The organism is Halorubrum distributum JCM 13561, from assembly GCF_000337395.1.
Lineage (GTDB): Archaea > Halobacteriota > Halobacteria > Halobacteriales > Haloferacaceae > Halorubrum > Halorubrum distributum.
On record NZ_AOJF01000022.1, the window covers coordinates 130,251 to 149,131 of the forward strand.

15 protein-coding genes are annotated in these 18,881 nt (G+C 70.1%); 10 read left to right on the forward strand and 5 right to left on the reverse strand.

Annotation, left to right across the window (positions count from 1 at the left end):
- Window positions 1-44 precede the first annotated feature (44 nt).
- Window positions 45-2,801: a hybrid sensor histidine kinase/response regulator gene (locus C470_RS02155; protein WP_008364925.1), complete on the forward strand. Its 2,757-nt coding sequence runs from the start codon at window positions 45-47 to the stop codon at window positions 2,799-2,801.
- 62 nt (window positions 2,802-2,863) lie between these two features.
- Here the strand turns inward: C470_RS02155 and C470_RS02160 are convergent, their stop codons facing one another.
- Complete coding sequence (locus C470_RS02160) at window positions 2,864-3,631, reverse strand: VOC family protein (RefSeq protein ID WP_008364928.1); 768 nt, start codon at window positions 3,629-3,631, stop codon at window positions 2,864-2,866.
- Between the two features lie 179 nt (window positions 3,632-3,810).
- On the opposite strand from C470_RS02160, the gene C470_RS02165 reads away from it, so the two are divergent.
- The 6 genes from C470_RS02165 (at window position 3,811) to C470_RS02190 (ending at window position 9,924) form a co-directional block, all read left to right on the forward strand.
- Complete coding sequence (locus C470_RS02165; RefSeq protein WP_008364930.1) at window positions 3,811-4,791, forward strand: UbiA family prenyltransferase; 981 nt, start codon at window positions 3,811-3,813, stop codon at window positions 4,789-4,791.
- Between the two features lie 98 nt (window positions 4,792-4,889).
- On the forward strand, window positions 4,890-6,680 hold the full coding sequence (locus C470_RS02170) for a histidine kinase N-terminal 7TM domain-containing protein (RefSeq protein WP_008364932.1): 1,791 nt from the start codon (window positions 4,890-4,892) through the stop codon (window positions 6,678-6,680).
- 30 nt (window positions 6,681-6,710) lie between these two features.
- A complete protein-coding gene (locus tag C470_RS02175) occupies window positions 6,711-7,151 on the forward strand; it encodes an EamA family transporter (RefSeq protein ID WP_049908521.1) in 441 nt (146 codons plus the stop codon).
- A 98-nt stretch (window positions 7,152-7,249) separates the two neighbouring features.
- A complete protein-coding gene (locus tag C470_RS02180; RefSeq protein ID WP_008364936.1) occupies window positions 7,250-8,854 on the forward strand; it encodes an MATE family efflux transporter in 1,605 nt (534 codons plus the stop codon).
- Between the two features lie 187 nt (window positions 8,855-9,041).
- Entirely contained in the window at window positions 9,042-9,332 is a 291-nt protein-coding gene (locus C470_RS02185; protein ID WP_004595899.1) for a hypothetical protein, read from the forward strand.
- Window positions 9,333-9,498: 166 nt separating this feature from the next.
- Window positions 9,499-9,924, forward strand: a complete 426-nt coding sequence (locus tag C470_RS02190) for a universal stress protein (protein WP_004595902.1) — start codon at window positions 9,499-9,501, stop codon at window positions 9,922-9,924.
- 159 nt (window positions 9,925-10,083) lie between these two features.
- Here C470_RS02190 and C470_RS02195 read toward each other — a convergent pair whose 3' ends face one another.
- The gene (locus C470_RS02195) at window positions 10,084-10,725 is read right to left on the reverse strand and encodes a type 1 glutamine amidotransferase (RefSeq protein ID WP_008364941.1); all 642 of its coding nucleotides are present in this window, start codon (window positions 10,723-10,725) and stop codon (window positions 10,084-10,086) included.
- 40 nt (window positions 10,726-10,765) lie between these two features.
- On the opposite strand from C470_RS02195, the gene C470_RS02200 reads away from it, so the two are divergent.
- Window positions 10,766-12,376 carry a SufS family cysteine desulfurase gene (locus tag C470_RS02200; RefSeq protein WP_049908524.1) on the forward strand — a complete coding sequence of 537 codons (1,611 nt, stop codon included), beginning with the start codon at window positions 10,766-10,768 and terminating at the stop codon, window positions 12,374-12,376.
- Between the two features lie 31 nt (window positions 12,377-12,407).
- Here the strand turns inward: C470_RS02200 and arcS are convergent, their stop codons facing one another.
- A complete protein-coding gene (arcS, locus tag C470_RS02205; protein ID WP_004595907.1) occupies window positions 12,408-14,252 on the reverse strand; it encodes an archaeosine synthase subunit alpha in 1,845 nt (614 codons plus the stop codon).
- 123 nt (window positions 14,253-14,375) lie between these two features.
- Here arcS and C470_RS02210 point away from each other — a divergent pair, with 123 nt between their 5' ends.
- Window positions 14,376-14,873, forward strand: a complete 498-nt coding sequence (locus C470_RS02210) for a pyridoxamine 5'-phosphate oxidase family protein (protein WP_008364946.1) — start codon at window positions 14,376-14,378, stop codon at window positions 14,871-14,873.
- 87 nt (window positions 14,874-14,960) lie between these two features.
- Complete coding sequence (locus tag C470_RS02215) at window positions 14,961-16,241, forward strand: amidohydrolase (RefSeq protein WP_008364948.1); 1,281 nt, start codon at window positions 14,961-14,963, stop codon at window positions 16,239-16,241.
- Between the two features lie 663 nt (window positions 16,242-16,904).
- Here the strand turns inward: C470_RS02215 and C470_RS02220 are convergent.
- Window positions 16,905-17,369: a Rieske (2Fe-2S) protein gene (locus tag C470_RS02220; protein ID WP_008364950.1), complete on the reverse strand. Its 465-nt coding sequence runs from the start codon at window positions 17,367-17,369 to the stop codon at window positions 16,905-16,907.
- A 3-nt stretch (window positions 17,370-17,372) separates the two neighbouring features.
- Window positions 17,373-18,743 (reverse strand): geranylgeranyl reductase family protein, encoded by a 1,371-nt coding sequence (locus C470_RS02225; RefSeq protein WP_008364952.1) that lies wholly within the window; start codon window positions 18,741-18,743, stop codon window positions 17,373-17,375.
- Window positions 18,744-18,881 lie beyond the last annotated feature (138 nt).

Consider the following 18,881-nt stretch of genomic DNA (forward strand, 5'->3'; position numbering starts at 1 on the left):
GCGGGGCAAAACCATTATACCCGAATGGTAAGTAATCCGAGTGTATGACCGACCGCATCCTGGTCCTGCTCGTCGACGACGACCCGGACCTGCGTGCGGTCGTCGCGTCGTTCTTACGTGAGGAGCGAGACCGGATCGCGGTCGAGACGGCGCCCGACGCGGCCGCCGGACTCGAGACGCTGTCGGAGCGCGACGTCGAGTGTGTCGTCTCTGACTACGAGATGCCCGGGAAGGACGGGCTCGCGTTTCTCGCGGAGGTCCGTGAGCGCGACCCGGACCTTCCCTTCATCCTGTTCACCGGAGGGGGGAGCGAGGCGGTCGCGAGCGAGGCGATATCCGCGGGCGTCACCGACTACATCCGGAAGTCCGGCGACACGGAGCAGTGCGAGCGGCTGGCGGACCGGATCGTCGAGGCCGTCGAGCAGCGGCGGGCCGAGCGGGAGGCCGAGCAGGCCGTCGGACAGTTCCGCGCGGTCGCGAAAGGGGCGTCGGACGCGATCCTGTCGGTCGACACCGACGGCGTGATCCGGTTCGCGAACGCCGCCGTCGAGCCGATGTTCGGGTACGAACCGGCCGATCTGGAGGGAGAAGCGCTCACGACGCTGATACCGGAACGACACCGCGACGACCACCTCGAGGCGGTCGATCGGTATCTCGCCGACGGCGAGCGGAGCGTCGACTGGTCAGACGTCCGGTTCAACGCGCTTCACCGCGACGGCCACGAGGTCCCCGTCTCCATCTCGTACGGTGAGTTCACCGCGGACGACGAGCGGCGGTTCGTCGGCGTGGTCCGCGACGACAGCGAGCGCGAGCGACACCGGGCGTTCATCGAACACGCCGGCGACGTGGTCACGGTGTTGTCGAGCGACTGGCGATTCCGGTACCTGAGTCCGTCGTGCGAAAGCGTGATCGGTTACGCGCCGTCGGACCTCCTCGGCGAGCGGGCGCTGGAGTACATTCATCCGGAGGATCGAGCTGCCGTGAGTGAGGCGCTCGGCGCGCTCGAGGGCGACGGGGACCCCCCGACCGCCGAGTACCGGTTCCGAACGACCGACGGCGGCTACCGCTGGCTCGAGTCCGTCGGCAGCGACCGGATCGAGACGGACGGCATCGAGGGGTACGTCGTCACCACGCGCGACATCTCCGAGCGGAAGGAGCGCGAGCGGACGCTCGCGAGCCTCCGGGAGTGGACGCGGGAGCTCAACTACACGCGAACCACCGACGAGGCGGCCGAGCTGGCGGTCGAGGCGGTCGACGACCTGATCGACGCCGGGTTGAGCGGGATCCACCTGCTCTCGGAGGACGGCGAGAGCCTCCAGCCGGCCGCGCTCGGCGACTCGGTGCCGATGCTGTTCGAGGAGCAGCCGTCGTTCGACCGCGAGGCGCCGGCACGATCGCGCGCGGCGCTGGCGTGGGACGCCTTCCGCGGCGAGGGGTCGGTCGTCATCGACGAGCTCTCGTCGTCAGATCGGTTGGACGAGCCATCGCCGGCGGAGAGCCTCGTGTTGCGCCCGATCGGCGACCACGGGCTGTTCGTCGTCTCCTCCCCGGACCCGCACGAGTTCACCGACACCGACGTCCTCGTGGCGGAGATCCTCACCGACCACCTCGAAGCGGCGCTCGACCGGATCGAGCGCGAGAGCCGCGTCGAGCGGCTCCACGGCGCCACGCGGACGCTCGTCCGCGCGGAGTCGCGGGAAGCGATCGCCGAGCAGGCCGTCGCGGCCGCCACCGACGTCTTGGAGTTCTCGATCGTCACCGTCAGGCTCTACGACGAGGCGGCCGGGGGGCTGGTCCCGGTCGCCGTCTCCGACCCCGCGACGGAGGTGTTGCCCGAGCGGGAGACGTTCACGCCGGACGGCGGGAGCCTCAACTGGGCGGCGTTCGAGGCGGGCGAGCTCCGGAAGTTCGACGACATCCGGACGACCGACGCGCTCGACGTCGACACGCCGCTCCGGAGCCTGCTCATCGTTCCGATCGGCGAGTTCGGGACGATATCGATCGGCGAGACGGAGCCGGGCATGCTCGGCAGCGTCGACGAGTACCTCGCCGGAATCCTGGCGACCGCGGCCGAGACGGCGTTCCAGGCCGAGGCGCGCACCCGTCGCCTCGCGGATCGAACTGCGGAGTTGGAGCGCCAGAACGACCGGCTCGAGGAGTTCGCCGGCGTGGTGTCACACGACCTCCGGAACCCGCTTGAGGTCGCTCGCGGTCGGACCGAACTGGCCCGCGAGGAGTGCGACAGCGACCACCTGGCGGCGGTCGAGCGCGCGCACGACCGGATGACCGCGCTGATCGACGACCTGCTCACCCTCGCCCGCGAGGGTGACCCCGTGACCGACGCCGAGCCGGTCGACCTGGGGCGGGTCGTCGGCTCCTGCTGGCGGACGGTCGACACGCGAGACGCGACGCTGCGTAGCGAGGCCGAGGGGATCATCCTCGCGGACGAGGGGCGGCTCAGACAGCTGTTGGAGAACCTGATCCGGAACAGCGTGGAACACGGTTCCACGAGCAGTCGGGCGGAGCCCGACGACAGCGTGGAACACGGCGGCGAGGACGTGACGGTCACGGTCGGAACGCTCTCGGACGGCTTCTACGTGGCCGACGACGGGCCGGGAATCAACCCGGACAGACGCGAGGAGGTGTTCGACGCCGGCCACTCGACCTCGCAGTCGGGGACCGGATTCGGGCTGCGGATCGTCGAACAGGTGGCCGACGCGCACGGGTGGTCGGTGCGCGCCGTCGAGAGCGAGGAGGGCGGGGCGCGGTTCGAGATCACCGGGGTCGAGTCCCCGGAGTAATCGGGTCGAGACGCGACAGGAGAAAAGGCGGGTTCGAACGGTCGGCTTTTCGCGTGGCCTCGTCAGTCTCGCGTGACCAGCTCGACCTCGTGGCCGTCCTGGTCTTTCGTGAACGCGTAGTTGTGGTCACAGGAGGCGGGATCGCGATAGTCGGGCGCCTCGCGGGTCATGAGGGCGTCCCAGGCGTCGTCGAGGTCGTCGACGCGCACCGCGACGTGCCCCCAGCCGTCGCCCATCGTGTACTCGCGGCCGTCGTAGTTGTAGGTGAGTTCGACCTTCATCGCCTCGTCCGGGGCGTCCTCGGGCGCCACGAAGTAGTTCGAGAAGCTGTCGGCCTCCCAGCGGCCGGGCACCTCGGTGTACTCGAACTTCCGGGTCCAGTAGCCGAGCGCCTCGTCGGCGTCCTCGACGCGGATCATCGTGTGGTCGATGCTCCACTTCGCGCCGTGGTCGCGCTTGACGATCTCGATCTCGTGGCCGTCCGGGTCCGTCACGAACGCGTAGCGGTTCCCGCACGATTCGGGGTCGCGGTAGTCCTCGACGCCCTCCGCCATCAGCTGGTCGTACGACTCCTGGAGCGCGTCCTCGGGGACCCGGACCGCGATGTGGCCCCACGCGTCGCCGATCTCGTAGGTGCGGCCGTCGTGGTTGTACGTGAGCTCCAAGAGGGCGCCGTCCTCGTGGACGTCCTCGGGCCCGAGGAAGACGTTGGTGAACGTGTCCGCCTCCCAGCGGCCCTTCTCCTCGTAGTTCAGGTGGGTCTGGTACCAGTCGAGGCTCTCCTCGAGGTCCTCGACGCGGATCATCACGTGATCGAGCGTTCCGTCCATAGGCGAGCGATCGGCCGCTCGCGTCAAAAGCGTACTGAAGCCCGAACCCGCCCCGCGGCGCCGGACCGGGGGAACAGATACCACCCAAATACGCGTTTTATTAACGCCGCACGGAGTGGATAGATACGTCCCGATCCCCCATACCGGACGTTCGCCGCCTCCGGGCGGCGAACGCTCCAATGGCAAACGAACCGACGAGACCGTCCGCGCCGGACGGCACGACAGCGCAGTATCGCTCGCACACAACGCCCCCCGAAGCGGGGAGGCTCCGACAGATCGCCGCGTTCGCTGCGGGGGCACCGTTCACGGCGCTGGTCGCGGCCGTCGAGGTGGCGGTCGTGACAGTCGCGCTCGGCGTGCCGCTCTCGACCGCGCCGGTCGCGGTGGGGCTGGTGGCGTTCGCGGTGTACGCCGCGGACCACGTCGCCGACGCCGAGGGCGACGCCGGCTCGACGCCGTTGCGGGCGCGGATCGCGCTCCGCTACGGGGATCAGCTGATGGTCGTCGCCGCGGTGAGCTACGGGCTGGCCGTCGCGCTCGCGGCCGGCGCGGGTCCGGCGGCGCTCGCGCTCGTCCTCGTCCCCGGCACGGTGTGGATCGGCTACGCCACCGACTGGATCCCGGCCGCCGGCGACCGGCTCGAGCCGCTGGGCGACCGCGTCGGGCCGCTCGGCGAGGTCTCGCTCCCACGCCTGAAGGACATCTTCCTCCTCAACTCCGCGGCCGTCGCGCTCGCCTGGGCGGTCGCCGTCGTCGCCGCGCCGGTCGCGTTCGCCGGCGTCCCCGTCGACTCGGTCGGAGCGCCCGCGGTCGGGCTGCTGTTCGCCTACGTCTCCGTCCGCTCGTTCGTCGACGTCGAGGTCCCGAACGTCAGGGACGTGGCGGCCGACGCGGCGCAGGGCGTGGCGACGCTCCCCGTCGCGTACGGGGTCACCGGAACGCGTCGGATCCTGCTCGCTGTCGACGCGGTCGCGGCCGGACTGCTGGCGGCCACCGCCGCGAGCGGCGTCGCGTGGTCCCCTGCCCTCGTCGCGCTCGGCGTCGGCCTCGCGGTCTCGGTGACCGTCACCGCGTTGGCCGACCGGCTCGACGGCGCGGCGCTCGGCGTCGCGCCCGACTGTAGCTACCTCGTCGCCGGCGCCGTCCTCCTCGCGCTGTGAGGCGAGGACGAACCCGGCGTTGAGGGCCGAGAGACCGAATTTTCAATGAGATAACTCGACCCGATGAGTTATAAATCCGATGCGCGTAAAAAAACGCCATGACCGCGTTGAGTCCGCTCTCCGTCACCCTCCTCGTCGCCGTGACGGTCGGACTGGCGGCGGCGATCCTCGCGTGGCGGGAGCGTCCGGAGCCGGGCGCGACGTGGCTCGCGGTGCTGCTCGCCGGACAGGTCTGGTGGGCGACGTTCCTCGTCTTCGAGCTGGAGGCGACGACGCTGCCGGCGAAGGCGCTCTGGTACGACGTCCAGTGGGTCGGCGTCGTCGCCATCCCGATAGGCTGGCTCTTCTTCGCGCTGGCGTACACCGGCTACGACCGCTACGTGACGCCCTTCTCCGTGGCGCTGGTGTCGGTCGTCCCGGCCGCCACCGTCGCGGTCGCCGCCGCCGGCGACCCGGGAAACCTCCTCGCGGTCGACCGCGTCGTGCGCGAGACCGCCGTCGGGACGTTCCTCGACGTCGTCCCCGGCCCGCTGTACTACGTCATCGCGGGGTACACCTACCTCCTCGGCGCGGTCGGGTCGATCCCACTGATCCAGCTGATCCGCGACGACGCGCGCCCGTTCCGGGGACAGAGCGCTGCGCTGCTCGTCGGGACCGCGGCGCCGTGGGCCGGCAGCGTCGCCTACATCTCGGGCGCAATCCCGATTCCTGGGCTGGATCCCACGCCGCTGGTGTTCGGGGTCTCGGGGGTCGCGTACCTGCTCGCGCTCTCGCGGTTCCGGCTGCTGACGCTCGCGCCGGCTCCGCGCCGCCGGGCGCGACAGCTCGTCTTCGAGCAGCTTCACGACCCCGTCTTCGTCGTCGGGACGGAGGGGCTGCTCGTCGACCTGAACGAGAGCGCCGCCGAGACGTTCGGCGTCGACCGACGCGAGGCGATCGGCCAACCCGCCTCCGCGGTCGTCCCGAAGTACGACGCGGTCCGCGAGCTCGACGAGAGCGGCGACGACAAACCGCGGGCGATACGAGTCGTCGGACGGGACGGCCAACGGCCGTACGAGGCGACGATCAGGGACGTGGTCGACGACCACGACCGAACCACCGCCCGGGTGATCACCTTCCACGACGTCGGGGCGTACCTCGGCCAACAACAGCGGCTCAACGTGCTCAACCGGGTGTTCCGTCACGACGTTCGGACGGAGACCAACCTCATCCAGGGGTACGCCGAACAGCTCCGCTCGGACCCGACCGACGAGCGCGCCCTGTCGATCATCGAGGAGAGCGCCGAGCGGATGCTCGAACTCAGCGAGCGCACGCGGAGCGCCGGCGAGCTGTTCGACCCGACGGAGGAGTCCGAGTCGGCGCCGCTCACGGCCGCCGTCGACGCGGCCGTCGCCGAGGCGCGAGCGGTCGCTCCCGACGCGCGGGTCGAGGTCGGTCGGGTGGCGGCCGTCCCCGTCCCGGTCGTGTTGGAAGTCGTCTTGGGGAACCTCTGTACGAACGCGGTCGGACACAACGAGGCGGACGCGCCGTGGATGCGGATCGACACCGCGGTCGCGGACGGCTGGGTCGAGGTCACGGTCGCGGACGACGGCCCCGGGATCGACCCCGCCGAGTACGACGTGCTGGACCGCGGCACGGAGACGCCGCTGCGACACGGCAGCGGTATCGGCCTGTGGATCGTCAAGTGGGGCGTCGATCACCTCGGCGGGCGGATCTCGTTCGACGAGCGCGAGCCGAGCGGGACGGTCGTGACGGTCTGCGTCCCGGTCGACCGCTCGGAGACGCCGGTAGCCGACTCGGACGGGGAGCCCCCGGACCTGCCCCTCGGTGACTCGGCGCAGACCGACGAGGCGGGCTCGCTGGGGCCGCCGCCGAACGCGGGTCGATAGGCACTTGACGCCGGGCGGCGACCCCGACGTATGGACGCTACGGCCACTACTTATCTCCCGTACGCGCTGCTCGCGATGGGCGCGTACGCGCTCGTCTCGCCGCTGATGCGCGTCGCCACGACCGGTCCGAACGCGATCCCGAGCGACGTCGCCGTCGTCGTCTCGAACACCCTGCTCGTCGCCATGGCGGTCGGCGTGATCGTCTACACCGAGCAGGGCTTCACCACCCACCTCGCGTCGCCGAAGCTGGCGCACGTGCTCGCCGCGGGCGTGTTCCTCGGGATCGGCATCCTCGCGCTGTACCGCTCGCTCTCCCTGGGCCCGGTGAGCGTCGTGACGCCCATCTTCGCGATGTTCCTCGTCTTCTCGTCGGTGATCGGCTTCCTGTTCCTCGGCGAGTCGTTCACCGCCCGCAAGGGGCTCGGAATCGTCTTCGCCGCCACGGCCGTCTACCTCGTCTCCGGCGCCTGATAGCGGATCGTCCGGGGCCGACGAACCCCGCCGATCCGGAACCGTCTGCCGCGTGACGAAACGCCTTTAGCCGCCAGCGGGAAAGGAGCGCATCCGTCGTGTCTCGCCTTCCGAGCTCCCTCCGTGAGCTGATCTCTCGCCTCCCGAACCCGTTCCGGGCGCTGATCTTATACATCGGCTTCGCCCTCGCGCGGGCCGGCCTGATCGACCGCCACCGCGTGGTACGGACCACCGACCTCGCGTGGCCGCGGATCGTGACGGGGATCGCGCGGATGTCGAAGAACGCGGTCGACGTCGCGATGGTCGGCGTCGCGGTCGGCACCAGCGCCGTCGCCGGCGTCGGCTTCGCGGGCCCGTACTGGGGGCTCGCGTTCGCGCTCGGCGGCGGCGTCGCCGGCGGCACCATCGCCCTCGTCTCCCAGCGGTACAGCGCCGAGGCGTTCGTCGAGCTCGGCGACGCCGTCCGGTCGAGCGTGCTCCTCGTGATCGCGATCAGCGTCCCCGTCAGCGGCGCGTTCTGGCTGTACGCCCCGGCGTTCATCGACGTCTTAAGCAGCAACGAGGCGGCGATCGCCTACGGCGCCGACTACCTCCGCGTGGTCGGCCTCGGCGTCCCGTTCGCCGCGCTCAACCTCGTCGGCAGCCGCGTGCTGGTCGGGTGCGACGACGCCTACACCGCGATGCAGGTCCGGGCGGGCGGCGCGCTCGCGAACATCGTCCTCAGCGCGCTGTTCATCTTCGGCTTCGGCTGGGGCGTCGAGGGCGCCGCGGTCGGCACCGTCCTCTCGAACGTCCTCGCGGTCGCCGGCTTCACCGTCGGTCTCGTCCGCGGGAGCGCCCCGCTGATCGGCGAGTTCCCGGTCGAAATCGACGCGACCGGCTCGTACCTCAACCCCGGCATGCTCCGCGACCTCGTCGAGATCGGCGTGCCGGTCGGCGCGCGCAACCTCGTGTGGACGGCCGCCGAGTTCCCCATGCTCGCCATCCTCGACGTGTTCGGCGAGAACACCGTCGCCGCGTTCGTCATCGCCCGCCGCATCTGGGGGATCATGAACACCCCCGGCTGGGGGTTCGGCCTCGCCTCCTCCAGCCTCGTCGGACAGGAACTCGGCGTCGAGCGCCCCGACGAGGCCGAGGCGTACGCCCGCGACATCATCCGCTTCTCGGTGGCGACGTACGCGGTCTCCGCGGTGCTCATCGCGACCTTCGCGACCGACATCGTCTCGCTGTTCGCCAACTCGCCAGACAGCCCAGAGATCCCGATCGCCGTCAAACTCGTGTACGCGGCCTGCGCCGCGGTGATATTCCAGGGCGTCTCCGGCGGCGCGGCCGGTCCCCTCGACGCCGCCGGGGACACGAAGATCCCCTTCGCGAGCCAGTTCCTCGGGATGTTCTGCGTGTCGATACCCCTCGCGTACGTCGGCGCACACGACGCGACCCCGGCGATAACGATCCCGGACGTCCTCACGATCCCGGCGGTAGAGGTCCCGCTCGTCGGCTTCGCGACTCCGCTCGTAGAGATCCCGTTCGTCGGGTTCACGCTCCCGCAGGTCGCGCTCCCCGCCATCGGGCTGTGGGGTCTCTACCTCGCGTTCATGGCGGAGACGACGATCCCCGCTGCGATCAACTACCTGCGGTTCCGCTCGGGCAAGTGGAAGAAGATAAGCGAGGCGTACCGCCCCGAGGCGACCGCGGACGACTGAGGCGGGCGACGAGTCGCTTCGCCGTTCCTCAAGTCACGTTCGGGCGCCGCGTGAGCAGAATAGTATTGTACATAGTAAACAATACTCAAAAAGTAAGAGTCTGGAAAAGTCCAACCGGGGCTCGCTACGGGATCAGTATTGGATGGTAGGCACAATAGTTATGCGGCAGCGACACTGATACACTGGTATGATGAACTGCGAGAAAGCGCGGGTGTTCGGGTCGGCACTGGTACTCTTACAGGGAGTCGTGACGGCGCTGTTCCCACAGGCGAGCGTTCGCCTCACCAAGAAGATGCTCGGAAAGAACTTCGACAACGCCTCCGAGCTCGAAGCGAAGCCGGCGTACATCCGACAGCTGCGCGCGATCGGCGTGGGCATGATCGCCGCGGGCGGGACCGGGCTGCTCCTTGAGGACGCGGAGGAGCCGGAGGCAGTGGTCTCCGAACTCGCCGGCGCAGAGGCCGACGACGAGGAGTGAACGGCTTTCGGGGGCGATCCCGACGAACCCCTAACGAACGGGTTCGAGTCGGGGCGATCACTCCGCGGGGCGTTCACCGCCGACTCCCGACCGGCGTTGCGGGTCGCACCGTCGACAACCGAGAACGCCCCGCACGCTTTTGTTCGGGCCCTTAGAGGATACGCTCGTGAACGACGAGCTATTCGAACGCATCTTGGTGCCGATCGCTGGGCCCGACGACGCCGAGGCCACGGCGCGGGCGCTTCGGCCGCACCTCGACTCGGGCACGACGCTCATCGTGACGCACGTGACGCGGGGCGAGAGCGGCGAGACGACGATCAAGACGGGCAGAGACCAGTTCGCGGGAGCGACCTACGATACCTTCTTCGACATCCTCTACCGAGACGACCTCGAGTTCGAGTGGCTGACGCTCGAGGCGCAGGAGGTCGCGGCGGGCCTCATCGACGCGGTCGGCATGACCGAGGCGACGCTCGTCGCCTTCACGCCCAGAGACATCGACAGCTGGAAACGGACGATCACCGGTGACCCCGGCGGCCGCCTCATCCGAGAGGCGGACGTTCCGGTGATGGTCTTCCCGGACCGGCGCGCGTGACTGGCGAGCGGCGCACAGGCACCTCGGACGGTCGGGCGGGGCGAGGGAGAGCTCCACTGCCGCGGTGACCGCATGCCGCCGTCTCGGACCGCGGTCAGACGAGACCTTAACACGCCGCGTCCGGCGTCTCGACGCCTTCCCGACCCGAGATCGCAACCGTTACGATTCGCCCGCGGACGACTCGACGAGGTCCGCGAAGTTGGCGAGCGTCCGGGTGGCGGTGGAGTCCTCGAAGGCGTCGTCGGCCGCCTCCCAGTCGTCGTACTCGTCCGCGATCCGCGGGGTGAACTCGGGGTGGTACTGGACCGACCAGACCGGCCGGTCGCGGTGTCGAGTCGCGAAGTACTCGTAGTAGTCCGCTCGCCCGACGACCTCCATCCCGTCGCCGAGCTCCGTCACGACGTCGGAGTGAAGGACGGGGACGCTCGGTTCGACGCCGTCGAACAGCGGCTCGTCGGCGTCGAGTTCGGCGTCGCGGAGCTGGAGGCGGGACGTCCCGCTGTCGACGACCGCGCCGCCGAGGGCGGCGTTCAGAATCTGATGGCCGAAACAGATGCCGAGCGTCGGGACGCCCTCCGCGACGAGCCGACGCGCGAACCGCTTCTGGGCCGCGATCCACGGCTGGTCGGGCTCGTCGTACACGCCGACCTCGCTGCCGCCGATGACGACGCCGTCCACGCCCTCGAGGCTCGGGTCGCCGTCCTCGTGCGGGTAGCGGTACGCGCGGGCGTCGGGGAGGAAGTGGACGATCTCGTCGGCCATGTAGCCGCCGTCGACCGCGTTATCGAGTACCAGTATCATCTGGGAGTTATTTAAGATGAACTGAACTCTTGGCAGGTACATGAGTTTCGATGCCGAAGCGGTCCGTTCGGACTTCCCCGTGCTCGACCGACGCGTGAACGGACACCCGCTCACCTACCTCGACAACGCCGCGACCACGCACACGCCCCGCCAAGTGTACGACGTCTTCGAGGAGTTCTACGCGGGGTACAACGCGAACGTTCACCGGGGGATCCACGAGCTCAGCCACGAGGCCTCGCTCGCCTACGAAGCGGCACACGACCGCGTCGCCGACTTCCTCGGCGCGGACGGCCGCGAGGAGGTCGTCTTCACCAAGAACACCACCGAGAGCATCAACCTCGTCGCGTACGGCCTCAGCCGGCGCCTCGGCGAGGGCGACGAGATCGTCGCGACGGAGATGGACCACCACGCCTCGCTGGTCACCTGGCAGCAGATCGCCGAGCGCACGGGCGCGACCGTCCGCCACATCCCCGTCACGGCCGACGGCCACCTCGACATGGACGCCGCCCGCGACCTCGTCACCGACGACACCGCGGTCGTCTCTGTCCCCCACGTCTCGAACGTGCTCGGGACGATCAACCCCGTCGCGGACCTCGCGGCACTCGCGCACGACCACGACGCGTACGCGGTCGTCGACGGCGCCCAGTCGGCCCCGACGCGGCCCGTCGACGTGGGGGCGATGGACGCGGACTTCTTCGCGTTCAGCGGCCACAAGCTCGCCGGGCCCACCGGCATCGGCGGGCTGTACGGGAAACGGGAGATCCTGGAGGAGCTCGACCCGTTCCTGTTCGGCGGAGAGATGATCCGGAACGTCACGCTCACCGACTCGACGTGGAACGAACTGCCCTGGAAGTTCGAGGCCGGCACGCCGCCGATCGCCGAGGGCATCGCGCTCGGCGCGGCCGTCGACTACCTCGGGGAACTGGGAATGGACGCCGTCCGCGACCACGAGAACGAGCTCGCACAGTACCTCCTCCGAGAGCTCGCCGACCGGGAGTTCGTCCGGACGTACGGCCCCGGCGTCGGCGAGGAGCGCACCGGCCTCGTCTCGTTCAACGTCGAGGGCGTCCACGGCCACGACCTCTCCAGCCTCCTCAACGATCGAGGCATCGCCATCCGGGCCGGCGACCACTGCACGCAACCGCTCCACGACCGGCTCGACATCCCCGGCTCCGCTCGCGCGTCCTTTTACGTCTACAACACCCGTGCGGACGTCGACCGCCTCCTCGATGTCGTCGACTCCGCGCGCGACGACCTGGACGCGTACCTCGCCTCCGACCGCTACCACGATCTCATCAGCGAGCACTACCACCGCCCCCGTAACCCGGGCGCCCTCACCGATCCGACGTTCGTGAAGTCCTCCGAGGAGACGACCTGCGGCGACGACGGCGAGTTCCACGTCGCGATCGCCGACGGCCGTATCGAGGAAATCGCCTTTGAGAGCCGGAGCTGTGCGGTCAGCCGCGCCGTGGCCAGTCTGCTCTCGGAGCACCTCGAAGGCATGTCGGTCGAGGCGGTCGCCGACCTCGACGGGTACGTCGCCCGCGAGCTCGACGGGCGGTACCCCGACCTCCGACGCGAGTGCGTCGAAGGCCCGGAGGACGTCATCCGGGAGGCGGCCCGCGAGTACGTCCAGAAAAACAGCGCGTAGGACCGCTACCGCATCGTCTTTCGCCGGTCGGTCACTTCTCGTCGGCGTGCCGAACCTCGACCGCGACCCCCCGCGTCGCCCCCGCCATCTCCGGGCCCGACATCGCCGCGCGGCCGACCGCGAACGCCTTCGGCCCCTCGATCACGACCTCGTCGCCCACCCGAATCTCGTCGGCGGCGTCGACGACGCCGGGCGCGAGGACGGAGCCGCGCGGGACGAATTCGTCGATCTCGACCCGCTTCGTCGGCGCGTCGCTCTCGACCCAGCGGCGCGCGCCGGCGAGGGTGAAAGAAAGGGTCCCGTACTGCGGAACCATCGTCGCCAGCTGCTCGCCCGGCTCCCCCTCGCGGCCCGCGTCGGGGTCGTCGGCCCACACCTGGAGCTTGGGGTAGCGGCCGGTGGTGCGGACGTCGGCCTCGCCGCCGTAGCGCTCGATATCGACGCCGTCCCCGCCGCCCGCGCCGCGCCCGCCGAACAGGTCGTCGCCGGCGCCGTCGCCGAGGAGGTAGTCGGCGATGGCGCGGACCGTGTTGTGCTCGCGCTCGCGCTTGCTGTAGGCGGGTTCGCCCTGGAGCGCGGCGTTCAGCTCGCCGAGCGACTCGTCCGTCGTCGGGTGGTCGACGCAGGTGTACTCGAAGTCGACGTCGACCGCGGGGTCGCCCTCGACGCGCTCGCAGATCTCGCGGTAGCCGTCCTCCGGGACGTGCGCGATCACGCGGGAGTAGTCGTTGCGTTCGAGGTACCGCCGCAGCACCTCCGCGACGAACCCGATCTCGTCTTCGCTCCAGTCGCCGGTGACGACCGAGTCGTAGTGCTGGGCCGGATACGTCGTCTCCAGCTCCTGGGGCACCACGCCGATCGGCGAGGTCATCGAGACGGTGTGGCCGCGCCACTGGATCGCGTCGTGGAACTGGCGGTGGCTCTGGGAGTCGCTGTACGGTTTGGTTGCCGAACAGGGGACCAACACGAGCGGCTGGTCGGTGAAGCGGTTGCGGTACCGGCTCGTGACGCGGTCGGCGAACCGCCGGATCTCGACGCGGTCGAGCGTCTCCGCCGACGCCGCCGTCACTTCCGCGTCGCGCATGAGCGGCGTCCGTTCCTCCACGTACCCCCACTGGTCGTCGAACTCGCGGAACGCGGCCGTGAGCCACCCCTCGTGGCGGGCCTGAGCTTCGATGTAATCCCGGAGGCGGCCGCTCCGGATCCGCTCGCGAACGCGGCGCAGTTCGGCGCGGAGCGCGTTCGCGTTGTGGTCGGCGCAGTCGGCGCGCGTGAACTCGCTCCGGGACTTCGCGCAGGCCGGGCAGGCGCAGGGGAGCTCGTCGAGGTCTTCGAGGAAGTGCGCCGCGTCGGCGGTGAGGTACATCCCTTGCGTCCCCTTCGTCCGCGCGAGCGTCTCGTCGACGAGGTCGACGCCGGCGTACGCGAGGACGGCGACGTTGCGCGGCGTCGCGACGCCGGAGAGGCCGAGGGCGGCGTCCGGCGGCAGGGACTCCTTCGCCCGAACGATGGCGTCCCGGAACGCCTCGCCGTGGCCGACGAACCCCTGCGCGTCGGAGAGGAGGTACGCGTCGGCGCCGAGGTCGCGGGCGCTCCGGCTGTCGACGACCGCCGCGGAGGGAAACTCTGCGTCCGGATGCTCGACCGCGAACGACTCGCGGACCTCGTCGCGCGTGCCGGCCGGGAACGACCGGTGCGGCAGCACCGTGAGCGCGCTCTCGTCGCCCTCGGGCACCTCGCGGTCGCCGGCCCAGAGGCTCCCGGCGTCGTCGAGGAACGGGTCCGCGAGCGCCGGCGTCGTGACGGGGTCGGCGAGGCGGACCGCGCCGAGGCGGGCGGCGCCGTCGCGCTCGTGGACCTCGAAGTAGTCGGTCATACCACCACTCGCGCGGGGACGGTCAATTCTCTTGTGTTCCGCGGTCGGCCGGGTGTCCTCTCGCCGATCCCCGTCCGATCGATTCGCCGCAACTGTTAGGCGGAACGCGACCCAGCTACCGATATGGACCCGACCGGCCCGTGGGACCGCGACCGCGTCGACGAGTTCCTCGCCGACGCGTGCGTCCCGGTTCGCCTCGGCTGCCGCACGCCGAGCGACCACCCCTGGATCGTCTCGCTGTGGTTCGCGTGGGACCCGGCCGCGGGATTCGGGGCCGACGCCGAAACCGGTTCCGACGACCCCGCCGGCGCGATCCGCTGCGCGACGAGCGCGAGCGCGGACCTCGTCGAGTTCGTCGAGCACGACGACGAGGTCTCCTTCGACGTGTCGACCAACGACCCGCCGTACAAGGGCGTCCGCGGGCGCGGCCGAGCGACGGTCGTCCCAGACGACGACAAGCGGCTCCTCCGGTCGCTCCTGAGCAAGTACCTCGGCGGGACCGACAACGCGACCGCCGACCGGCTCCTGCGGCCCGACCGCGAGGAGGTGGAGATCCGGGTCGAACCCGAGCGACTCCACGCGTGGGACTACACCGAGCGCATGGGGGCGACGGAGGAGTGAGGCGAGCGCGGGCGGTCTCTGAGCGCGCCGGCCGGCGTGGCTCTCCGCGAGGCGATCGTTTAAGCGGTCGCCGGGCCACCGGGTGGTATGAGCGTTCTCGACACCCACGAGTACCGCGCGTTCCGCCGCGACCTCCACCGCCACCCGGAGCCCGCGTGGCGCGAGTTCTACACCACCGCACGCATCGTCGAGGAACTCCGCGAGCGGGACCTGACGGCGCTCCACGTCGGGCCCGACGCGCTGGCGACCGACGAGCGCCTGAACGTCCCGGACGACGAGGAGCTGGCGGAGTGGGAGGACCAGGCCCGCGAGGCGGGCGCGGACCCCGAAACGCTCGACCAGCTCTCGGGCGGCTACACCGGCTGCGTCGCGGTCGTCGAGCGCGGCGACGGCCCCGTGGTCGGCCTGCGGGTCGACATCGACGCGCTGCCGATCACGGAGTCGGAGTCGGGCGAGCACGTCCCGGCGGCGGAGGGGTTCCGCTCCGAGCACGAGGGGTTCATGCACGCCTGCGGCCACGACGCCCACGCGACGATGGGGCTCGGCGCGCTCGACGCCGTCCTCGACTCCGACTTCTCCGGCACGCTGAAGGTGTTCTTCCAGCCGGGCGAGGAGCAGGTCGCCGGCGGGAAGCCGATGGCCGAGTCGGGCCACCTCGACGACGTCGACTACCTCTACGCGGTCCACGTCGGCCTCGATCACCCGTCGGGCGAGGTCGTCTGCGGCGTCGAGGGGTTCCTCGCGGTGCGGCACTTCCTCGCGGAGTTCACGGGCGAGCCCGCGCACGCCGGCGCGCGCCCCGAGCAGGGCCGGAACACGGTCCAGGCGATGGCGGCGGCGGTCCAGAACCTCTACGCCATCCCGCGGCACGCCGACGGTCCCACGCGGGTGAACGCGGGACTCGTCGGCGGCGGCACCGCGACGAACATCATCCCCGAGGAGTCGCACATCGAGGGCGAGCTCCGGGGGCAGACGACCGAGCTGGCGGAGTACATGTCCGAGCACGCCGACCGGATCCTCGACTCGGCCGCGGAGATGCACGACTGCGAGGTTGACGTGTCGACGCTCGGCGAGGCGCCCAGCGCGACGAGCGACGACGCGCTCGCGGGGCTCGTCCGGGAGTCCGCGGGCGACGTCGAAGGCGTCACGAACATCGTCGACAGCGACGACCTCGGCGGCTCCGAGGACGCCACCTACCTGATGAACCGCGTCCAAGAGCAGGGGGGACTCGCCTGCTACCTCGGCGTCGGGACGGACCATCCGGGCGGCCACCACACGACCAACTTCGACGTGGTCGAGGACGACATCGCGGTCGGTATCGACGTGATCGCCGGCGCGATCCGGCGGGTCGCCGAGACGCGGCCGTAAGACACCGGAGCGCTTTTTCGACCAGTATTTAAAAACGTCCGCGAAGGCATTTATAAACAAATGCGGTGGCGCGCGCCTCCGAGCGGCCGCCGGTGGCGGCCGCGAGGAGCGCGTGCGAGGGAGTCGACCGCCCGGAGCAACGCGGAGGGCGGTCGACGAGGCTGGGGAGGCTCGAGGCTGCGGTGCGGTTCGGGGGGGGACTCAAAGGGGCAGCCGCGAGGGGACCGTAGGCGACGCCAAGCACCGCAGCGAAGGAGCGGANAGCACCGCAGGAGCGAGTGAAACGAGCGACGAGGAGCGCAGCGAGCGCACCGAGCCCTCGCGGCTGGGGCTTCGGTGGTGTCGGTGTCGATCGGTCATTTATAAACGGCCGCGTACAGCCAAGCGGCTGGGGCTTCGGTGGTGTCGGTGTCGGTCGGTTGTTTATAAGCGACCGCGTACAGCCGAGCGGCTGGGGCTTCGATGGTATCGGTTCAATCTGTCATTTATAAGCGGCCGCGTACAATCGGACGGTTGAGACTTCGGTGGTGTCGGTGTTGGTGTCGAACGGTCACTTATAAATAAAACCGTATAGCCGAGCGGCTGGGACTTCGATGAACGTCACCGCAGAGTCGCCTATTTAAAAAGAGCCGACCACGAGTCCGCCGCTCGGACCCTCGCAGCTCAGAACGTCAGGTGCGAACTCGACGCCGGTCCGTCGTCGTCGCCGTCGTCGTCCGGTAGCCCCTCGTAGAGGTACGTGAGGTCGTCGTCCGTGAGGAACACCGCGCCGTCGCGCACCTCGACGTCGATCGAGCGGAGCGTCGTGCCCGCGGCCTCGCCGTTGTCACAGGAGCCCTCGCAGGCGTCGAACGCCGAGCCGTGCTTCGGGCAGACGACGGAGCCGCCGCGCGTCACGGCGCCCACCTCCTCCCGGTACAGCCGCTGGTCCTCGTGAGTACAACGGTTGATCCACGCGCGGACCGGCTGGCCCTCGTCGCCGTCCCCGTCGCTCTCTGCTCCCCCATCCGGCCCGTCCGCGCACGGCACGAGAAACACCTCGCGGTCGGCGTCGCCCTCGCGGGCCGTGAACGCCCACGAGCCCCGCTCGCGCACCGTCTCGACGGTGGTGAGTCGGTAGCCGCTCACGCCTCAGTACTTCGCGTCGGCGCCGGTCGTCTCGTAGACGCGGTCCATGATGTCGTCGCGCTCGCGGGTCCAGTTCGCCATCGCGGCGGGGCTCGTCGGGTACTCGTCGTAGTGGCCGATCAGCTCGTCTGCCAGCGACTTCGTCTGGTAGAAGTTCCGGATCGTCCCCCAGTAGCCGAAGGACTTGATCGCGGCCTTCACCTTGAGCCCGAAGGACATCGAGGTCGACCCCTCGTATAACGCCTCCGCGAGCTTCTCGCCCGGCAGCGAGGCGAGCAGGCCCATCAGGTCGTCGACGTCGACCGCGGTCGAGAGGACGTTGTACACGTCGAGGCCGGCGTAGCGCCCGCCGAAGTGGTCCATCACGCGAGTGTTGTACCGCCAGAGGTTCTCCTCGCTCACGTCGCCGTCCGAGATCGCCTTCACCGCCTGCTCGCCGGCGTACTTGCCCGCGTACGCCGCGCCCGCGATGCCGCCGCCGGTCGTCGGGTTGACGTGGCCCGCGGCGTCGCCGACCGCCATGTACCCCGGCGCGACCGCCGAGTCGTAGGGGCGTCGGGTGGGGAGCGCGGCGCCGAGCTTGTCGCGCACCTCCGCGCCCTCGAACTCGGGGCGGTCCCGGAGGTCCTGCTTCAGCGACTCGACGAGCTGCATCGGCTCCTCGGTCATCTGGAAGCCGAGCCCGGCGTTGATCTCCGTCGCGGTCCGCGGGAAGTACCAGAGGTAGCCCGCCGCGCGGTCGGTCGCCTTGAACACGAGGGCGTCGTCCCACTCGACCGGCTCCGGCACGTCGACGATCTCGCGGTACGCCGAGCAGAACTGCGAGTAGCGGACGTTCGTGTCGAAGGTGGTCCCCTCGAAGTCGGCCTTGTCCTGAAGCAGCGAGAGCGACCCGGCGCCGTCGATCACGACGTCCGCGGCGTACGTCCGCGGCTCGCCCTTCCGCACCGCGTGGAGGCCCGTGACGCGGCCGGTCTCGTCCTGGAGCACGTCGTTGATGACGGTGTCGTAGTGGAAGTCGACGCCCGCGTCCTCGGCGCCGGAGATGATCTGGCGGCCGTACTCCCAGCGGTCGATGACGGCGAGCTCGCCGGGGACCGGGATCTCCAGGACCGTGTCCTCCTGCGGGATCTCGAAGCGGCCGTGGTCGACCCCGGTGTTCGTGAACGCGGGCTCGAGCCGGTCTTTCGGGATCGCCTCGGGGAAGGCGTCCGCGCCCTTCAGGGCGTCGCCGCAGGCGATGTGGCCGGCCTCCTCAGCGTCCTTCCGCTCGACGATGACGACGTCGAGCCCCTCGTTCGCGATCGTCGCGGCGGCGTAGCAGCCGGCGGTCCCGGCGCCCGCCACGACGACGTCGTACTCGTCGATATCCATTACCGGAGCGTGTCGTGCGCCCGGCAAAACTCTTTGCTCCCGTTTCGGTCGGCCTCGCGGCGACGTATTTCGCGCCGAGCAGTCTTCCGTCGCTCTCCGGACCGATGCCTAACTGTTCAGGCTCACCGTTTAACGGCC